Source organism: Neptuniibacter sp. QD48_55 (assembly GCF_047778115.1).
Classification (GTDB): domain Bacteria; phylum Pseudomonadota; class Gammaproteobacteria; order Pseudomonadales; family Balneatricaceae; genus Neptuniibacter.
The window spans coordinates 1,361,332-1,378,648 of record NZ_CP180555.1; the positions used below are offsets into that span (position 1 = coordinate 1,361,332).

The 17,317-nt window shown below is 44.7% G+C and carries 13 protein-coding genes; 10 read left to right on the forward strand and 3 right to left on the reverse strand.

All coding sequences use genetic code 11. The features are described from left to right. Positions 1-196: 196 nt before the first annotated feature. From ACMXYW_RS06240 to ACMXYW_RS06250, 3 genes are all read left to right on the forward strand, one after another. A complete protein-coding gene (locus ACMXYW_RS06240) occupies positions 197-5,020 on the forward strand; it encodes an NAD-glutamate dehydrogenase (protein WP_415905612.1) in 4,824 nt (1,607 codons plus the stop codon). A gap of 37 nt (positions 5,021-5,057) precedes the next feature. Further along, positions 5,058-5,279, forward strand: coding sequence for a DUF2835 domain-containing protein (locus ACMXYW_RS06245; RefSeq protein WP_415884175.1), 222 nt, complete (start codon positions 5,058-5,060; stop codon positions 5,277-5,279). Between the two features lie 132 nt (positions 5,280-5,411). Then, positions 5,412-6,437 carry a quinone-dependent dihydroorotate dehydrogenase gene (locus tag ACMXYW_RS06250; protein ID WP_415884176.1) on the forward strand — a complete coding sequence of 342 codons (1,026 nt, stop codon included), beginning with the start codon at positions 5,412-5,414 and terminating at the stop codon, positions 6,435-6,437. A gap of 46 nt (positions 6,438-6,483) precedes the next feature. On the opposite strand, the gene rmf is transcribed toward ACMXYW_RS06250, so the two are convergent. Beyond that, the gene (gene rmf / locus ACMXYW_RS06255; protein WP_415884177.1) at positions 6,484-6,690 is read right to left on the reverse strand and encodes a ribosome modulation factor; all 207 of its coding nucleotides are present in this window, start codon (positions 6,688-6,690) and stop codon (positions 6,484-6,486) included. Between the two features lie 309 nt (positions 6,691-6,999). On the opposite strand from rmf, the gene rlmKL reads away from it, so the two are divergent. Beyond that, the gene (gene rlmKL, locus ACMXYW_RS06260) at positions 7,000-9,141 is read left to right on the forward strand and encodes a bifunctional 23S rRNA (guanine(2069)-N(7))-methyltransferase RlmK/23S rRNA (guanine(2445)-N(2))-methyltransferase RlmL (RefSeq protein WP_415905613.1); all 2,142 of its coding nucleotides are present in this window, start codon (positions 7,000-7,002) and stop codon (positions 9,139-9,141) included. A 252-nt stretch (positions 9,142-9,393) separates the two neighbouring features. Continuing rightward, complete coding sequence (locus ACMXYW_RS06265) at positions 9,394-10,602, forward strand: ammonium transporter (protein ID WP_415898565.1); 1,209 nt, start codon at positions 9,394-9,396, stop codon at positions 10,600-10,602. A gap of 59 nt (positions 10,603-10,661) precedes the next feature. On the opposite strand, the gene ACMXYW_RS06270 is transcribed toward ACMXYW_RS06265, so the two are convergent. Continuing rightward, positions 10,662-11,156: a tautomerase family protein gene (locus tag ACMXYW_RS06270; protein ID WP_415905614.1), complete on the reverse strand. Its 495-nt coding sequence runs from the start codon at positions 11,154-11,156 to the stop codon at positions 10,662-10,664. A 107-nt stretch (positions 11,157-11,263) separates the two neighbouring features. Here ACMXYW_RS06270 and ACMXYW_RS06275 point away from each other — a divergent pair, with 107 nt between their 5' ends. Continuing rightward, complete coding sequence (locus ACMXYW_RS06275; RefSeq protein WP_415905615.1) at positions 11,264-12,121, forward strand: LysR substrate-binding domain-containing protein; 858 nt, start codon at positions 11,264-11,266, stop codon at positions 12,119-12,121. A 60-nt stretch (positions 12,122-12,181) separates the two neighbouring features. Here the strand turns inward: ACMXYW_RS06275 and gltA are convergent, their stop codons facing one another. After that, on the reverse strand, positions 12,182-13,462 hold the full coding sequence (gene gltA / locus ACMXYW_RS06280; protein WP_415898562.1) for a citrate synthase: 1,281 nt from the start codon (positions 13,460-13,462) through the stop codon (positions 12,182-12,184). A 437-nt stretch (positions 13,463-13,899) separates the two neighbouring features. Between gltA and sdhC the strand changes: the two genes are divergently transcribed. Genes sdhC through ACMXYW_RS06300 form a run of 4 tightly spaced genes read left to right on the forward strand, consistent with a single transcriptional unit; the run spans position 13,900 to position 17,111 of the window. Continuing rightward, positions 13,900-14,277, forward strand: a complete 378-nt coding sequence (sdhC, locus tag ACMXYW_RS06285; protein ID WP_415884183.1) for a succinate dehydrogenase, cytochrome b556 subunit — start codon at positions 13,900-13,902, stop codon at positions 14,275-14,277. Further along, entirely contained in the window at positions 14,271-14,618 is a 348-nt protein-coding gene (gene sdhD / locus ACMXYW_RS06290; RefSeq protein ID WP_415887749.1) for a succinate dehydrogenase, hydrophobic membrane anchor protein, read from the forward strand. The genes sdhC and sdhD overlap by 7 nt, the downstream gene beginning before the upstream one ends. Positions 14,619-14,621: 3 nt before the next feature. Continuing rightward, positions 14,622-16,394: a succinate dehydrogenase flavoprotein subunit gene (sdhA, locus tag ACMXYW_RS06295; RefSeq protein ID WP_415898560.1), complete on the forward strand. Its 1,773-nt coding sequence runs from the start codon at positions 14,622-14,624 to the stop codon at positions 16,392-16,394. A 12-nt stretch (positions 16,395-16,406) separates the two neighbouring features. Then, the gene (locus tag ACMXYW_RS06300; RefSeq protein ID WP_415884187.1) at positions 16,407-17,111 is read left to right on the forward strand and encodes a succinate dehydrogenase iron-sulfur subunit; all 705 of its coding nucleotides are present in this window, start codon (positions 16,407-16,409) and stop codon (positions 17,109-17,111) included. Positions 17,112-17,317 lie beyond the last annotated feature (206 nt).

Here is a 17,317-nt window from a genome sequence, read left to right on the forward strand (position 1 = left end):
ATCCTGCAGGGTGAATCAACGTATTCCGGTTTAATAATTGTTTGATTATTTTTGCTCTCGCATGTTTCGTTTCTGGTGATTTCTAGTTCTTTAAACCGTTAAAAATTTGTTTGTATCAAACGTTTTTGTACTTAAACGGCTGTTGGCTACATTTTGTCTATACTTTTGATTATTTGAGAAAAATTGAGGGTTGCAGATGGAATACCTAGGCCAGGATGAAAAAGCTAATCTGTTAAAAACACTGTGCCAAGAATTAGAAGATCGATTACCGAAAGAAAGGTCTGAAGCCTTGGTGGAGTTTGCAACTCTATATTACTCATCCGCTTCGTTAGCTGATCTTCTCGAATGGAAGTTAGAAGATCTCTACGGTTCGACACTCGCTTGCTGGCAGTTTCTTCAAGAGCGTAAAGCCGGGCAGGTGAAGGTTAGGGTATTTAACCCCGATTACGAGCTGCATGGTTGGCAATCGACTCATACCGTGATTGAAGTCTTGCAGAAGGATATTCCCTTCCTAGTTGATTCTCTGCGAATGGAGCTTAATCGACGTAATTTAACCATTCACGCCATACATAATGCGGTTGTGACTTTGAAAAGGGATGATAAAGGCGGCTTATCTTCTCTACTCAAAAAGGACAGTCGAGCTAAAAATTCTCAAAGAGAATCATTAGTTTCGATCGAGGTTGATAGGCATTCGGATACAGCGGATCTTCAAGACTTGGAGCAAGCACTACGAAATGTCCTTGAAGACGTAACTATGGTGGTAGAAGACTTTGAGCCTATGGTTGAGCGATGCGATGCTCAAGCAGTCATTTTCTCAAAGGCGATCAAAGGCTTTGATGCTGAGATTACGTCGGAAGTGCATGACTTTATTAAGTGGTTAAAGGATCACTTTACCTTCTTAGGTTATGACGAATACCAACTAGTAGAGAAGAAAGGGAAGAAAACCCTCGAAGCTATTCCGGGTAGTCAGCTCGGTTTGCTGAAATTCTGTGATGAACATTGCCGTTCTGCTTTAGTTAATGAAAATGATCGTGATGCCGAAGGTTTTGTTCTAATACCCGATATTCTCTCCTTTACTAAATCCAATCGAGCTTCCAGTGTTCATCGTCCTACTTACCCTGATTACATCAGTATCAAACAATACAATAAGAAGGGTGAAGTGGAAGGTGAATGCCGATTCTTAGGCTTGTATACCTCCAGTGTTTATATCCAGAGCTCACGCCAGATTCCAATTGTACGCCGTAAGGTGGATGCGATTATGGAAAAATCTGGGTTGCACCGTCATGGCCATGACTGGAAGGAGCTGCTACAAATTTTAGAAATTCATCCTCGAGATGATCTATTTCAGGTATCGGTAGATGACCTCTATCGCACTGTTATTGGCGTGCTGCAAATTCATGAAAGACGTCAGATACGTCTGTTTGTGCGCCGCGATTATTTTGGTCAGTTTTATTCCTGTTTGGTTTATTCACCAAGGGACATCTATAGCACTGACTTTAGGCACAAAATTCAGTCGTTGTTGATGGATCAGTTAAATTGTACTCATGCTGATTTCACAACCTATTTTTCCGAATCTATCCTGACCCGAACGCAGTTTATTTTGCGCGGGGACAATATTATTGAGGAGTTTGATTCAGATAAATTAGAGCGAGTGGTAAGACTGGCTGCACGTAGCTGGTGCGATGACCTTAAAGATGTTTTGGTTGAAACGCTGGGTGAAGAAGCTGGTATTCGGGTTTACAACCAATTCGGTAGTGGTTTCCCTGCGAGCTATAGCGCCGATTTCTCCGCTAGAACTGCGGTTGTGGATCTACAGCATATAGAAAAATTATCTGATCAAGCACCATTACAACTTAGTTTCTACCAAGCGTTAGAGAGGGAGGATAATTGTCTTAACTTCAAACTATTCAGTTTAGGTGCCTCTTTGCCCCTGTCTGATGTTATCCCTGTACTCGAAAATTTGGGGTTAAGGGTCATAGACGAGCACCCTTACAAAATTGAAAGTAAGCGCGACCTAGTGTGGATTCATGATTTTAATCTTCACTACACAGGTGCTGGCACAGTTTCACTATCAACCCTCAAAGAGGTATTTGAGGAGGCCTTCCTTAAAATTTGGCAAAGTGAAGCTGCTAATGATGAGTTTAACCGTCTTGTGTTAGCTGGCAATGTCGGTTGGCGCGAGGTGGCGATGCTTCGTGCTTATGCTGCGTACATGAAACAGATAAGTTTTCCAATCAGTCCAGAAGCGATTAGTACGACGCTAAATTCATACGTCGATATAGCCGCCAAGATTGTTCAGTTCTTTAAAGCACGGTTTGAACCGGGTAACACGGCCGATCAAGAAGCGGTTGAATCCACTATTATCGACGCGTTAGAAGATGTAAGCAGTTTGAATGATGATCGCGTGATTCGTCAGTATTTATTACTTATCAAGGCAACGCTGCGGACAAACTTCTATCAAAAAGATAAACAAAGCTTAAAAAGCTATTTCTCTTTCAAGTTATCTCCGGATGAGATTCCGGACATGCCTTTGCCGCGGCCAAAATATGAAATCTTTGTTTATTCACCTAAGGTGGAGGGTGTTCATCTACGCGGCGGTAAGGTAGCCCGTGGCGGTTTGCGTTGGTCTGACCGAATGGAAGATTACCGCACCGAGGTTTTAGGCTTAGTTAAAGCGCAGCAAGTTAAAAATGCGGTGATTGTACCTGTTGGGGCCAAAGGTGGCTTTGTTGCTAAATTATTGCACGATGGCATGAGTCGTGAGGAATGGTTTGAAGAGGGTGTTAGCTGTTACAAGACGTTTATCAGTGGCCTCTTGGATATCACAGATAACCTCGTTGAAGGTGAGGTGAGCCCACCTGCTGATGTGGTTCGCCATGATGAAGATGACACTTATTTAGTAGTGGCTGCAGACAAAGGTACGGCAACTTTCTCAGATATTGCGAACGAATTGGCGCAATCTTATGGTTTCTGGTTAGGTGATGCGTTTGCCTCAGGCGGTAGTCAAGGCTACGACCACAAGAAAATGGGGATCACCGCAAGAGGTGCTTGGGTCTCTGTTGAGCGGCATTTCCGTGAGATGGGTGTAAACACCGATAAAGATGACTTTACGGTGATTGGCATTGGCGATATGTCAGGCGATGTATTTGGTAATGGTATGTTGCTGTCGAAGCATATTCGCCTGGTAGCTGCGTTTAACCATCTACATATCTTTATAGACCCAAATCCAGATGCTGCGAAAAGCTGGAAAGAGCGTGACCGCTTATTTAAGCTGCCTCGTTCGGCATGGACCGATTATGATGCGAAATTAATCTCAGAAGGCGGTGGTGTCTTTGAGCGCTCTGCCAAATCGATCACTCTGTCTCCACAAATACAGGCCCTTATTGGTGAAAAAATAGCGACTGTTACCCCGAATGATCTCCTGAATAAACTGCTAAAAGCGCCAGTAGATCTAGTCTGGAATGGCGGGATTGGTACTTATGTTAAGGCAAGTAACGAGACTGATGCGGATATCGGCGATAAAGCCAATGATGCTCTGCGAATAGATGGTCAAGAGCTGTCCTGTAAAGTCGTAGGTGAGGGAGGTAACTTGGGGATGAGCCAACTTGCGCGTATGGAATATGCGCTAGCTGGTGGCCGCATGAACACCGACTTTATCGATAATGCAGCAGGTGTGGACTGCTCTGATCATGAGGTAAATATCAAAATTCTTCTTAATCAAGTTGTTGCTAATGGTGACATGACTGAGAAGCAGCGAAATGCATTGCTTGAAGAGATGACTGATGAAGTCGCTTCTTTGGTCTTGAAAAATAATTATCGACAAGTTCAAGCGATCTCTATGGCTGAGTCCCGATCTTTTGAAGGAATGGCAGAGTATCAGCGTTACATCACCAACATGGAATCTGCAGGTAAACTCGATCGAGCGCTAGAGTTCCTTCCTACCGATGAGGTCCTGAATGAACGACGGGCATCGAAAAAGGGGTTAAGCCGCCCAGAGCTATCGGTTCTGATCTCATACAGTAAAGCTGAGCTTAAAGAATCGTTGAGCCTATCGTTTATTCCTGATGATGAGTATTTGTCGCAAGAGTTGTTTACTGCCTTTCCTGAGAGATTGGTTTCTGAGTTTGGTGATCAACTAAAAGCTCACCGTCTAAGCCGAGAAATCATCGGCACTCAAATCGCGAACCACATGGTTAATATGATGGGAGTGAACTTTGTTGACCGCTTACGCATTTCAACAGGGGCCGATGAGGCGGCAATCGCTAGAGCTTATGTACTCGCTCGTGATGTATTCGGTATTGAGAATCTTTGGCAGCAGATTGAAAAGCTCGATCATAAAGTTAGCAGTGATATCCAATTAGAGATGATGCACGAGCTACAACATCTGATGCGTCGAGCTACGCGTTGGTTTGTTCGTAACCGCCGTGCGGAAGTAGATTGCGAGAACGAGGTTGATAGTTTTAGAGCTCAGCTAGGAAAAATAGTCCCTAAACAGGAAAAATTACTCAGAGGAGAGCCATTAACACGTTGGGAAAGTGCGCTCAGTCGATATCAGGAAGCAGGTGTGCCGAGTAAGTTGGCTAAATTCATCTCGGGTGCACGTTGTTTATACGCCTCTTTAGGTGTAATTGAGGTTGCTGATGAAGCGGACGTGCCACCAGATCAGGTGGCTCAAGTTTATTTCGGTTTAGGGCAGCGTTTGGAATTGGATTTGTTGTCTAGAAAGCTCAGCAAGTTGAGTGTTGATAATTACTGGCAGGCGTTGGCGCGAGAAGCATTTAGGGATGATTTGGATTGGCAGCAACGTGCTTTAGTTGCCACAGCTATTAAGGGGCGTGTAAAAGGATGTACTGTGGAGCAGGTGATTGATAAATGGTGCACAGAAAATGAGTGGTTGCTTGATCGCTGGCAAAATGTCCTTAATGAAGTTAAAAGTGCTAAAAAACAAGAGTATGCAATGTATACTGTCGCGTTGAGAGAGTTGTTTGATTTGGCGAAAACAAGCCAGTTTAATACCTGAACGTGTATATGAGGTTCATTCCTCTAGATAGTATTGTATGAAAGCAATTTTGGTTGATATTCGGATTAGTTCTGAAAAGTTTTTAATGTTGTATCAAGGGGTCGCGGAAACTGTTTATACCCGATCCCTTGATGGTCGTAGCGTACAGTTCCCTGCTAGAATTTTAAAACCATTTCTACTACGTGATGGAATTAATGGTCGGTTTAAAATTCTGTTTGACGATCAAGGTAAATATCAGGGGATAGAGAAACTGAGTTAGTGTAATAAATGCACCAGTTTGGTGATTCTTTATAACTTTTGGGAGTTAACATTGTCACTCTTAGTGCTCAATGCTGTTATTCCATCCTCGCCTCGCCTATAATCGGGCCAAAATTTTTACTAGGACCTGATTATGTTGTATTCACTGACTCGATCTTTGATGTTTCAGCTTGATCCCGAACTTTCTCACAACGTAGCGCTTCATTCGATGAATCTGGCGTCTTCTTTGGGAGTAAATAAGCTTCTGGGCGCTGAAGTACTATCTGATCCTGTTCAGGTGATGGGAATTGATTTTCCAAACCGTGTAGGTTTAGCAGCAGGTCTAGATAAGAATGGCATTGCAGTGGATGGTATGGCTGCCATGGGCTTCGGTTTTGTTGAAGTAGGTACAGTTACTCCACGTCCACAAGATGGTAATCCCAAACCACGTATTTTCCGTTTGCCAGAACAGCAAGCGATCATCAACCGTATGGGTTTTAACAACGGTGGTGTTGATAAACTGCTCTCTAATCTGGATAAGAGCGTTTATAAAGGTGTTCTGGGTATCAACATCGGCAAAAACAAAGATACGCCAAACGAAAAAGCGAATGACGATTACCTATACTGTCTTCGTAAGGTTTACGGACGTGCGTCTTACATTACTGTTAACGTATCTTCACCGAATACACCTGGCCTTCGTACTCTTCAATACGGCGAGTCGTTAAACAGCTTATTGGATGCTCTCAAATCCGAACAAGCTAAATTGGCTAAGTTCCATGATCGCTATGTTCCTATTGCGGTAAAAATTGCACCAGATATGACAGATGAAGAGCTTGCACTGGTTGCTGCTTCTTTAAAGTCTTACGAGATGGATGGTGTGATTGCGACCAATACAACCCTATCTCGTGATGGTGTTGAAGGGCTTGAGTTTGCAGATGAAGCGGGTGGCCTATCAGGCGCACCAGTACGCAATAAATCAACTAAAGTGATTCGTACTCTGGCACAAGAGCTCGATGGTGCATTACCAATTATTGGTGTAGGCGGAATCACTGAAGGTTTTGATGCGGCAGAAAAGATTGAAGCTGGTGCAAGTTTGGTACAAATTTATTCTGGGTTTATCTACCGTGGACCTTCATTGGTTGCGGATTCTGTGAAAGCAATTAAGCAGCTTTCAGAATAAGAGCAGGTAATAAAAAGGCTCCCCTCGGGGAGCCTGAAAATTCTGTTTAGTGTAGAGCTGGGTCGGATTGTATTGCTGATACTCCTTCCATACCGCTCCAGTGAGCTTCGCGTCCTTGGCGCCATCCGCTCATCCAATGGCTTCTGAGATCTGATGTATTCACGGGACAGTTATCCCGGGACTTACCGCTTAATCCTGCTTGAAAACCTCGATTAAAAAGTGTGCTAGTACGATCACGCTTTTGTCTCTTCATATTGATTGAGCCTCTCTTCGTGTTTTAGTTTTTGAGAGCAGCGGTTCCTTGAGACATGGTATCCGCTTAAAATCTGCCTGCAGGTTGTAAGTTTTGCAGCCAGACTTCTATAAATATCGGAAAATAGATCATAGTGCGATTGAATATGACTATCATGATATTAATGCTTGATAAAAATAGTTAGTGTGTGGGTGCAAAAAAACGATTGCATTCATAAAGTTAGTCAAAAAGTTAGTTTTTGAACAGCAGGGTGAATTTTTTTCATGTCTGTTGTTAATTAAGTGAAATATTTGCTGAGTAAAGATGCGTATGAAACTGTTTCTGACATGCCCTAAGGGCCTAGAGTTGCTTCTTGAAGAGGAGTTACAGCGGTTGGGTGTTACTGAGACCAAGCAAACAGTGGCAGGGGTTCAATGCCAAGGCGAGCTGGAAGATGCTTACCGTATCTGTTTATGGTCGCGTTTGGCAAACAGGCTTCTACTTCCGCTTTATGAAGGTGAAGCAGAAACAGCTGATGATCTTTACAAGGCTGTTCAGCAAATAGACTGGCTTGAACATATGCGTAGTGAAGGTACGCTATTAATTGATTTTAGCGGTCAAACTCGCGGTATTAACAATACCCACTTTGGTGCGTTAAAAGTTAAGGACGCCATTGTCGATCAAATTCGAGATAAAACTGGTGCTCGCCCAAGTATCGACAAAGTTGCTCCTGATCTTCGTATTAATGTGCGTATGCACCGAGGCAAAATCACTATCGCTCTAGATATGTCGGGTGATAGTTTGCACCGACGTGCATATCGTCTAAAAGCCGGCGAAGCACCAATGAAGGAAAACTTGGCTGCTGCTATTTTGATTCGTAGTGGTTGGCCGGAGCGTTCTTCTGAATCCGGTTTGGTTTTTGATCCAATGTGCGGTTCAGGTACATTGCTGATTGAGGCTGCGCTGATGGCGGCTGATATTGCGCCGGGTTTACAGCGTAAGCGTTTCGGATTCTCTCGCTGGACAGGCCACAAGCGCGATGTTTGGGAAGGTCTTGTTGCGGAGGCTCAAGCACGTAAAGTAAAAGGTTTGCTGGCATTAGAAGCGAACCTCATTGGTAGTGATCAAGATAGTAAGGTTTTACGTGCAGCTCGACAGAATGCAGAAAGGGCAGGTGTGGCGGACTTTATTGAATTTACAACGTGCCGCCTAGAAGATCTGGATCGCAATACGCTTCCTGAAGGTAAAGGTTTACTGATTACCAACCCGCCTTATGGTGAGCGTCTGGGTGAAACTCAGCAGTTGATGTTCTTGTATCGACACCTTGGCGATAAGCTTAAAGAGCAATTTGCTGGTTGGACGGCCTCGATTTTTACCTCTAACCCAGATCTTTGTAAGGTCACAGGTCTACGCGCAGATAAGCAATATAAGCTGTTTAACGGTGCGCTTGAAAGTCGTTTGTTTATCTATCCTGTGTCTGAGCAGAGAGCGGAGAAGCAAGTAGGTCTGGAGGGTGAGCCAGCTCCTTTGAGTGAAGGGGCGCAGATGTTTGCTAATCGTCTAAAGAAAAACCGTAAACAGCTGGCTAAGTGGGTTAAACGCGACAATATAGAGAGCTACCGTCTCTACGATGCGGATATCCCAGAGTATTCTGTTGCGGTAGATATCTACAAAGACGAAGTGCATGTCCAAGAATATGCCGCGCCTAAGAAAATTGACCCAGTAAAAACATTTGCTCGTCTACAAGATGTGATGAATGCATTACCGGTTACCTTAGAGGTATCTCCAGAAAAGGTGATTTTAAAGCAGCGTAAGAAACAGCAGGGCGTTAATCAGTATGAAAAGCACTCTGAAACTCACCGCTTTAAAGAGATTAACGAACACGGTTGCAGATTGTTAGTAAACTTGCACGACTATCTTGATACCGGTTTGTTTTTGGATCACCGAGCAATTCGTTATCAGATTCAGAAAGAAGCGGCTGGTAAGGATTTCTTAAACCTGTTCTGTTACACAGGCACTGCTTCGGTGCATGCTGCTAAAGGTGGTGCTAAATCTACAACCAGTGTTGATATGTCGGCTACCTATCTTAACTGGGCTAAGCGTAATTTAGATCTAAATGGCCTAGATACAAAAGAGCATCAGCAAGTTCAAGCGGACTGCTTGAAGTGGTTGCGGATGCAAAGAGGGCCAGCATACGATCTAATTTTTATGGATCCTCCAACGTTTTCTAACTCCAAGCGGATGGCTGGAGTGCTTGATGTGCAGCGCGACCACGTAGACCTTATAGAAGGCGCTATGCGCTGTTTACGTGCAGATGGGGTGTTGTACTTCTCCAATAACTACCGTCGCTTTAAGTTGGATTACGACGCGTTGTCCGAATTCGAGATCGAGGAGATTACACAATCTACACTAGATCCGGATTTTAAGCGTAATTCAAAAATTCATTGTTGTTTCCGTATCAGTCATAAGTGATTGTGCTCGCAAATTGTGCGCTTTAATAAATTTGGCACATATAGTGCTTACTATTAAGGCATAAAAAATTTGTTACTAGCACTATTTTGGTGAATTGCAGTTTAAGGCGCTATGTTTCGGGGCTTTTAAGCCTAGTTGGCATAGTGGCAGCAATATCACAGAATGATATGCACTATAATAGTGCACCAAAATGAAGCGCAGTTTTAGGTTGTGGTTCTAATATGGTGCACAAAAAGAAACGGGAGACACCTAGTGGAAAACGTCAACAGCGCAGTTGAGACGCTTATTCAGAGTTCTAATACTCTATTCATTTTGATGGGGGCGATCATGGTCTTTGCCATGCATGCCGGCTTTGCTTTTCTTGAAGTTGGTACTGTTCGCCACAAAAACCAAGTGAATGCGTTAGTTAAGATTCTGACCGATTTTGGTTTTTCTGCCATGGCTTACTTCTTTGTAGGTTATTGGGTTGCTTACGGCGTTACATTCTTCTCTCCTGCTGCTGAATTAGCTGCAAATAATGGTTATGAACTAGTTAAGTTTTTCTTCTTAATGACGTTTGCTGCTGCAATTCCTGCGATCGTATCGGGTGGTATCGCTGAGCGTGCTAAGTTCTGGCCGTTCTTGATTGCCTCATCTCTTATTGTGGCGTTTGTATATCCGTTCTTCGAAGGCATTATCTGGAATGGTAACTTTGGTTTCCAAGATTGGTTAGAAGCTAATTTTGGTGCTGCATTCCATGATTTTGCAGGTTCTGTTGTAGTGCACGGTGTCGGTGGCTGGTTGGCGCTAGTTGCTGTGATCATGCTGGGTATTCGAAATGGTCGCTATAAAGGTGGTCGTCTTGTTGCTTTCCCACCATCTAATATTCCTTTCTTGGCGTTAGGTGCTTGGATTCTATGTATTGGTTGGTTCGGCTTTAACGTAATGTCTGCTCAGACTATGGATGGTATCTCTGGTCTAGTGGCCGTTAATACGCTAATGGCGATGGTTGGCGGTATTATTACTGCGCTGATTTTTGGTAAAAATGACCCTGGCTTTATCCATAACGGTCCTTTGGCTGGTTTGGTTGCAGTATGTGCTGGTTCTGACGTAATGCACCCTATGGGTTCTTTGGTTGTAGGTGCTGTTGCCGGTGCAATTTTTGTCTTCTTGTTCACTATTCAGCAGAACAAATGGAAGATCGATGATGTGTTGGGTGTATGGCCGCTACATGGTGTTTGTGGTGTGTGGGGTGCTATTGCTTGCGGTATTTTCGGTACTGAAGCGCTTGGCGGTCTAGGTGGTGTTAGCCTTATGTCACAATTAATCGGTTCGCTAGCGGGTATTGCGGTAGCTGTGATCGGCGGCGTTGTTGTTTATGGTGGCGTACGTGCTGTTTCTGGCTTGCGTTTGACTCAAGAGGAAGAGTATAACGGTGCTGACCTATCTATCCATAAGATTGAATCTACTAGCGATAACTAATCTGTTGCTTTAGATCTATTGAAAAAGCCGGGCATTGCCCGGCTTTTTTGTTGGTGTGATTAGCTAAATATCGCTTGTCTGAATTTTTGTAGCTTAGAAAAAATAAAATCAGAACGTTCTTTTTTTCCTTTCTCTGTGTAGTACTGCATATCTATTACGCCTGATTCTGTTCTTTTTAGCATTCGTGCTTGCTGACTTAAGCCGTCATAGCCCCAGTCCGTTGTTGGTACTTCATCTAAGACTACATAGCTAGTAGGTGTTAAAGGGCCAATTTCGTTATCTAATAGTTGGTTAAATGCACTAAGTGCATCGGACTTTTCTTTTTCAGTATTAGTGCCTTTGCTGATTTTGGCATTCACGTATGCAGATGCCGAATTGGTAGCTAATTTATTGCCGATAAACCAATGCTCTTTATCTATTTTTGTAATACTTACGGCGGTTAATTCTGCGTTTTTATGAAGAATATTAGCCATGATATTTGTTGTACCTTCGACTAGGTTTTTGATCTGTAATTGGGTTAAGTCGCTGGATACATGTATTGATATGTAAGGCATAACGCTCTCCTTGTCTGTTTAAATCCAGCTTACGCTCTCATAAGTATTATTAAAAATGATTAATATCGTTTATATTGATAAGTAAATACGATCAAAAAGAGGCAGGCATGGCGCAGCCCAATATAAGTACTGAATTATTGAGAACTTTCCTTGCGGTGGTTGAAAGGGATGGTTTTATTCGGGCAGCAGAATCCCTGCATAAGACGCAATCCACGGTGAGTCAGCAGATTAAAAAATTGGAGCTGGAGTTGGGTGCTGTTCTTTTTCGTCCTAACGGCCGTAAACGGTTGTTGACACATGAAGGGGAGATGTTGGTCGGTTACGCAAGAAAGATGCTAGCGTTGCAGGACGATGCGATAGCGAGCTTGGCGAGTAGTGGTGAGCTGGGGGAGATAAAGGTGGGTGTCTCTCAGGGTGTTGCGGAAACCGTATTGCCAGAGCTTTTGGCTGGTTTTTCTAGGAAGAACCCTGCGGTGAGGTTGTTTGTGGAAACCGGTTATAGCGATGAATTGGAGTTAGGGTACGAGCGGGGCGATTATGATCTTATAGTCACGTTATCGTTGAGTGGCTCAGGGAAGGGGGAGGTTTTAGGAGGTGAGCCATTGGCGTGGATTGGCCCTGAAGGCTTTTCTTGGTCGTTGGGAAGGGAGTTACCTATGGCGTCATATTCCAAAGCTTGCCAGTTTAGGCGGGTTTCTATTGAATCTCTCGATCAGTCAGGAATTTCATGGCGTCTGGTTTATACCTCGTCAAGCTATCAGGGGCTTATGGCGGCAGTTAAGTGTGGTTTGGGTGTTACTGTAAGGCCGAGGAGTGCTGTGCTGCCGGGGGTTGAGTTGATAGGAGAGCGTCTTGGTTTGCCTGAGTTACCAATGATTTATACATCGTTGCGTTATAGGCGAGATATCAATGTTGCGAATGAATTGGCGGAAACGTTTAGATTGGCGTCGCTTGGGGTTCGGTAAATTGAATTATAGAGATAATAAAAAAGCCGCATAAAGCGGCTTTTTTGTGGTTGGTTCGTCTTATTTCTCAGGGTATGAGCGCTGAGTTGGGCCAGTGTAAAGCTGGCGTGGACGACCAATTTTGTTAGGGCTGCTGTGGAACTCGTTCCAGTGAGAGATCCAGCCGATTGTACGAGACAATGCAAAGATCACTGTAAACATGTTGGTTGGGATACCAATTGCTTTCAGGATGATGCCGGAGTAGAAGTCTACGTTCGGGTATAGTTTTCGAGCAGCAAAATACTCGTCTTCGATAGCGATTGTCTCAAGACGTTTCGCGATCTTAAGTAGAGGATCGTTTTCCAAGCCTAGTTCAGCCAGTACTTCGTCGCAAGACTTCTTCATAACGCGTGCGCGTGGGTCGAAGTTGCGGTATACGCGGTGGCCGAAGCCCATTAGGCGGAATGGGTCGTTTGGATCTTTTGCTTTAGCAACGAATTCATCAATGCGTGACTCATCGCCGATCTCTTCAAGCATGTTAAGTACAGCTTCGTTAGCACCGCCGTGAGCTGGGCCCCAAAGTGCAGCGATACCAGAAGCGATACATGCGAATGGGTTGGCGCCAGAAGAACCTGCAAGACGCACTGTAGAAGTGGATGCGTTCTGCTCGTGGTCCGCGTGTAGTACGAAGATGCGGTCCATTGCTTTCTCAAGTACAGGGTTAACTTGATACTCTTCGCATGGTGTACCGAACATCATCTGCAGGAAGTTACCTGCATAGCTCAGATCGTTACGTGGGTACATAAACGGCTGGCCGTTTGAGTACTTGAAGCACATCGCAGCGATAGTTGGCATTTTCGCGATTAGGCGGTATGCGCAAACTTCACGGTGATGTTCGTTATCGATATCTAGAGAGTCATGGTAGAACGAAGAAAGAGCGCCAACCACGCCGCACATGATCGCCATTGGGTGAGCGTCACGACGGAAACCGTTATAGAAGTGGTTTAGTTGCTCATGAACCATTGTGTGGTTCTTCACTGTTTCTACGAATTTAGCCTTTTGCTCTGCATCTGGCAGTTCGCCGTTCAATAGTAGGTAGCACACTTCCATGTAGTCTGATTTTTCTGCTAGCTCGTCGATAGCATAGCCGCCGTGCAATAGCACGCCTTTGCCGCCATCGATAAAAGTGATGCTAGAGTCACACGCAGCTGTGGAAACAAAACCAGGATCGTACGTGAACAGGCCTTTGCCAGTCAGTGGGCGCACATCAATTACGTCTGGACCTAGAGTGCCTGAATACACCGGCAGCTCAATAGCTTCATCCAGACCGTCGACTGTTAAACGTGCTTTCTTATCAGCCATTAAAAGGCTCCTATCATTATGTTTTAGTTCTGTTTTGACTTTCTTATTAGTCAGATCTAAGAGTCTTGGCCCGATAAATTGGACCCACACAATATAGAGACTGAAAAAAGTTTGTCAATCCGACTAAATGGGTTAGTTACCGCAACGCAGCAAAAACGACTGAATTTTTGCAGGATTGGTACTAAGGCTGAATAGTCATTTGGTTGTACGACTTTTGATATGCCGTAAAGTCCTAGACAAAAGGCGAACAGCGCTGTGTTTGCGTTGTATTGTCAAAGTGAAATGCTTATACTCTCGCCCCGAAGTTTATCCCTAGTTTATGTCCTATTATATTAGTTCATATATTATGGATATGCTTGAGGAGCGAGGTACTTATCTTCAACACTTCCGAGCAACCGAGCCCTGCAAAGGGGCCGTAAAAAGTGTGAACAAGAGCCGTGAATAAGAAAAGACCTGTAAATTTAGATCTTCAAACTATCAAAATGCCGCTACCGGCGATTACATCCATCCTGCATCGTGTGACAGGCGTGGCGCTATTTTTTGGTGCTGTGTTTGCTATGTATGCTTTGGGTTTGTCTCTGGAATCAGAAGCGGGCTTCAATGAAGCTGTTGATATGTTTGAGAATGGCTTCTTCGCGAAGCTTATAGCGTGGGGAAGTGTATCAGCATTGCTATACCACTTCTTCGCGGGCATCAAACACCTGGTAATGGATTTTGGCCACTGTGAAGAACTTGAAAGTGGTCAAATGGCAGCGAAAGTGACCTTGGGTCTAGCTGTTGCAGCAATCCTCATTTCGGGAGTATGGATATGGTAACTAGTATTACTAGCTTTGGCCGTAGTGGCCTGTATGACTGGATGATTCAGCGTGTAAGCGCGGTAATCCTAGCTGTATACACAATCTTTATGATTGGTTATCTAGCATTTGGCGCAGAACTAACTTACGAAATGTGGGTTGGTTTGTTCGAAGGAACAGCGATGCGCATCTTTACAATGCTAGCGCTACTATCCTTTGCTGCACACGTATGGATCGGTATGTGGTCTGTTTCTACTGACTATATTAAGCCAACGGGTATCCGTTTCGTGTTTCAATCTGCATGTGGTCTCCTGACGTTTATCTACGTTGTGTGGGGCATTCAGATTTTGTGGGGTGTTTAAAAGATGTCTAAACTACGCACGCTTACTTTCGACGCGATTGTTGTCGGTGGCGGTGGTGCAGGCATGCGTGCTGCACTTCAGCTTGCACAAAGTGGTCTAAACACTGCTTGTGTAACAAAAGTATTCCCAACTCGATCTCACACAGTATCCGCTCAAGGCGGTATCACTTGTGCGATCGCAAGTGCTGATCCAAACGACGACTGGCGTTGGCACATGTACGATACCGTTAAAGGTTCTGATTATATCGGTGACCAAGACGCTATCGAATACATGTGTTCTGTAGGTCCTCAGGCGGTATTCGAACTAGACCACATGGGTCTTCCGTTCTCCCGTACTGAAACAGGCCGTATCTACCAGCGTCCTTTCGGTGGTCAGTCTAAGAATTTTGGTGAAGGTGGTCAGGCTGCGCGTACATGTGCTGCGGCAGACCGTACTGGTCACGCACTGCTTCATGCTCTATATCAGGGCAATATGAAAGCAGGTACTACCTTCCTTAATGAATGGTACGCAGTAGACCTAGTTAAGAATGACGATGGCGCAGTTGTTGGCTGTATCGCTATCTGCATCGAAACAGGTGAAACTGTATACATCAAGGCTAAAGCGACTGTTCTTGCAACAGGTGGTGCTGGCCGTATTTACTCTTCTACTACTAACGCTCTCATCAATACCGGTGACGGTATGGGTATGTCTCTGCGTGCAGGTGTTCCGGCGCAGGATATGGAGATGTGGCAGTTCCACCCAACCGGTATTGCAGGTGCAGGTGTACTTGTAACTGAAGGTTGTCGTGGTGAAGGTGGTTACCTAATCAACAAAGACGGCGAGCGCTTCATGGAGCGTTACGCGCCAAACGCTAAAGACCTAGCTGGTCGTGACGTTGTGGCACGTTCTATGATCCTTGAGATCCTAGAAGGTCGTGGTTGTGGTGAAGATGGCGATCACGTTTACTTGAAGATGGATCACTTGGGTGAAGAGGTTCTTCATTCACGCCTACCAGGTATCTGTGAGCTGTCAAAGACGTTCGCTGCTACTGATCCAGTTGTTAAGCCGATTCCAGTTGTTCCAACTTGTCACTACCAGATGGGTGGTATTGCAACGAATATCGGTGGTCAGGCTATCGCACCTGATAAAGACGGTAACGATTCTATCGTTGACGGTCTATATGCTTGTGGTGAGGTTGCATGTGTATCTGTACACGGTGCTAACCGTCTAGGTGGTAACTCACTTCTTGACCTTGTTGTATTTGGTCGTGCTGCTGGTATGCAGATCGAACAGCAGATGCGTGAAGGTTACGAAGTTAAAGATGCAACTGAAGCTAACATTGAAGCTGCAATGGCGCGTCTAAACCGTCTAAACAACTCTACTGGCGGTGAAAGCGTTTCTGAAGTTCGTAAAGAGCTACAGAGCACAATGCAGCTGTACTTCGGTGTATTTCGTGACGGCGAAAGCATGCAGACAGGTCTTGAATTGCTTAAAGGCATTCGTGAGAAGATCAATAACCTGCATCTTGAAGATAAGAGTCAGGCATTCAACACTGCGCGTATCGAAGCGCTTGAGCTTGAAAACTTGTTCGAAGTTGCTGAAGCAACTGCTATCGCAGCTGAGGTTCGTAAAGAGTCTCGTGGTGCGCATGCTCGTAATGACTTTACTGAGCGTGATGATGAGAACTGGTTGTGCCACTCAGTTTACTTCCCTGAAGACAAAACTATCGGTAAGCGTGCTGTAAACTTCGCACCTAAAACCGTAGATGCCTTCCCACCTAAAGTTCGTACTTACTAAGGAGCTTCTATCATGTTGGTTAGTGTATATCGCTACAATCCTGAAACTGACGATGCTCCTTACATGCAGGATATCCATATTGATATCCCTGGTGGTAAGGACATCATGGTGTTGGATCTGCTTCAGCTTCTTAAGGACAAAGATCCGTCTATGGCGTATCGTCGTTCTTGCCGTGAAGGTGTATGTGGTTCAGACGGTATGAACATGAATGGCCTTAATGGTCTTGCATGTATCACTCCGTTATCTGCTGTAGTTAAAGATGACAAGCTTGTGCTGCGTCCATTACCAGGTCTGCCGGTTATCCGTGACCTTGTTGTAGATATGACTCAGTTCTACAAAGCTTACGAGAAGATCAAACCGTTCTTGATTAACGATACTCCGCCGCCTGCGATCGAGCGTCTGCAGTCTCCGGAAGATCGTGCTGAGTTGGATGGTCTGTACGAGTGTATTCTTTGTGCGTGCTGCTCAACTTCTTGCCCGTCTTTCTGGTGGAACCCAGATAAGTTCATCGGTCCTTCTGGCCTGCTTCAAGCGTACCGCTTCTTAGCAGACAGTCGTGATACGGCGACTCGTGAGCGTCTGGCAGATTTGGATGACCCATTCAGTGTCTTCCGTTGCCACGGCATCATGAACTGCGTAAACGTTTGCCCTAAAGGATTGAATCCTACTAAGGCGATCGGCAAGATTCGCAACATGCTGCTAGCGCAAGCAACCTGATCTACCTTAAAAAGCGGTGCCATTGGCACCGCTTTTTTTGTATTAAAAAAGAAAAAACAATTTTTTGTAAAAAAATTACCATATTCGCATAAAGAATGATTAAAGCTTGCTTCCAAAAGCTTTAATATAAGAATCCCGAGACAGTTAAAGCTGTTTGATCGGGGGATTGAAGGTAACTCAAAGAGGAGCGATGTCTGTCGGAAGAT

Excerpts from the sequence above, each read along its gene's own strand:
- ACMXYW_RS06300 (WP_415884187.1), top strand. The coding sequence starts at position 16,407 with ATGTTGGTTAGTGTATATCGCTACAATCCTGAAACTGACGATGCTCCT.
- ACMXYW_RS06275 (WP_415905615.1), top strand. The coding sequence starts at position 11,264 with ATGGCGCAGCCCAATATAAGTACTGAATTATTGAGAACTTTCCTTGCG.
- sdhD (WP_415887749.1), top strand. The coding sequence starts at position 14,271 with ATGGTAACTAGTATTACTAGCTTTGGCCGTAGTGGCCTGTATGACTGG.
- gltA (WP_415898562.1), bottom strand. The coding sequence starts at position 13,462 with ATGGCTGATAAGAAAGCACGTTTAACAGTCGACGGTCTGGATGAAGCT.
- rmf (WP_415884177.1), bottom strand. The coding sequence starts at position 6,690 with ATGAAGAGACAAAAGCGTGATCGTACTAGCACACTTTTTAATCGAGGT.
- ACMXYW_RS06270 (WP_415905614.1), bottom strand. The coding sequence starts at position 11,156 with ATGCCTTACATATCAATACATGTATCCAGCGACTTAACCCAATTACAG.
- rlmKL (WP_415905613.1), top strand. The coding sequence starts at position 7,000 with ATGAAACTGTTTCTGACATGCCCTAAGGGCCTAGAGTTGCTTCTTGAA.
- ACMXYW_RS06250 (WP_415884176.1), top strand. The coding sequence starts at position 5,412 with ATGTTGTATTCACTGACTCGATCTTTGATGTTTCAGCTTGATCCCGAA.
- sdhA (WP_415898560.1), top strand. The coding sequence starts at position 14,622 with ATGTCTAAACTACGCACGCTTACTTTCGACGCGATTGTTGTCGGTGGC.
- ACMXYW_RS06245 (WP_415884175.1), top strand. The coding sequence starts at position 5,058 with ATGAAAGCAATTTTGGTTGATATTCGGATTAGTTCTGAAAAGTTTTTA.
- ACMXYW_RS06240 (WP_415905612.1), top strand. The coding sequence starts at position 197 with ATGGAATACCTAGGCCAGGATGAAAAAGCTAATCTGTTAAAAACACTG.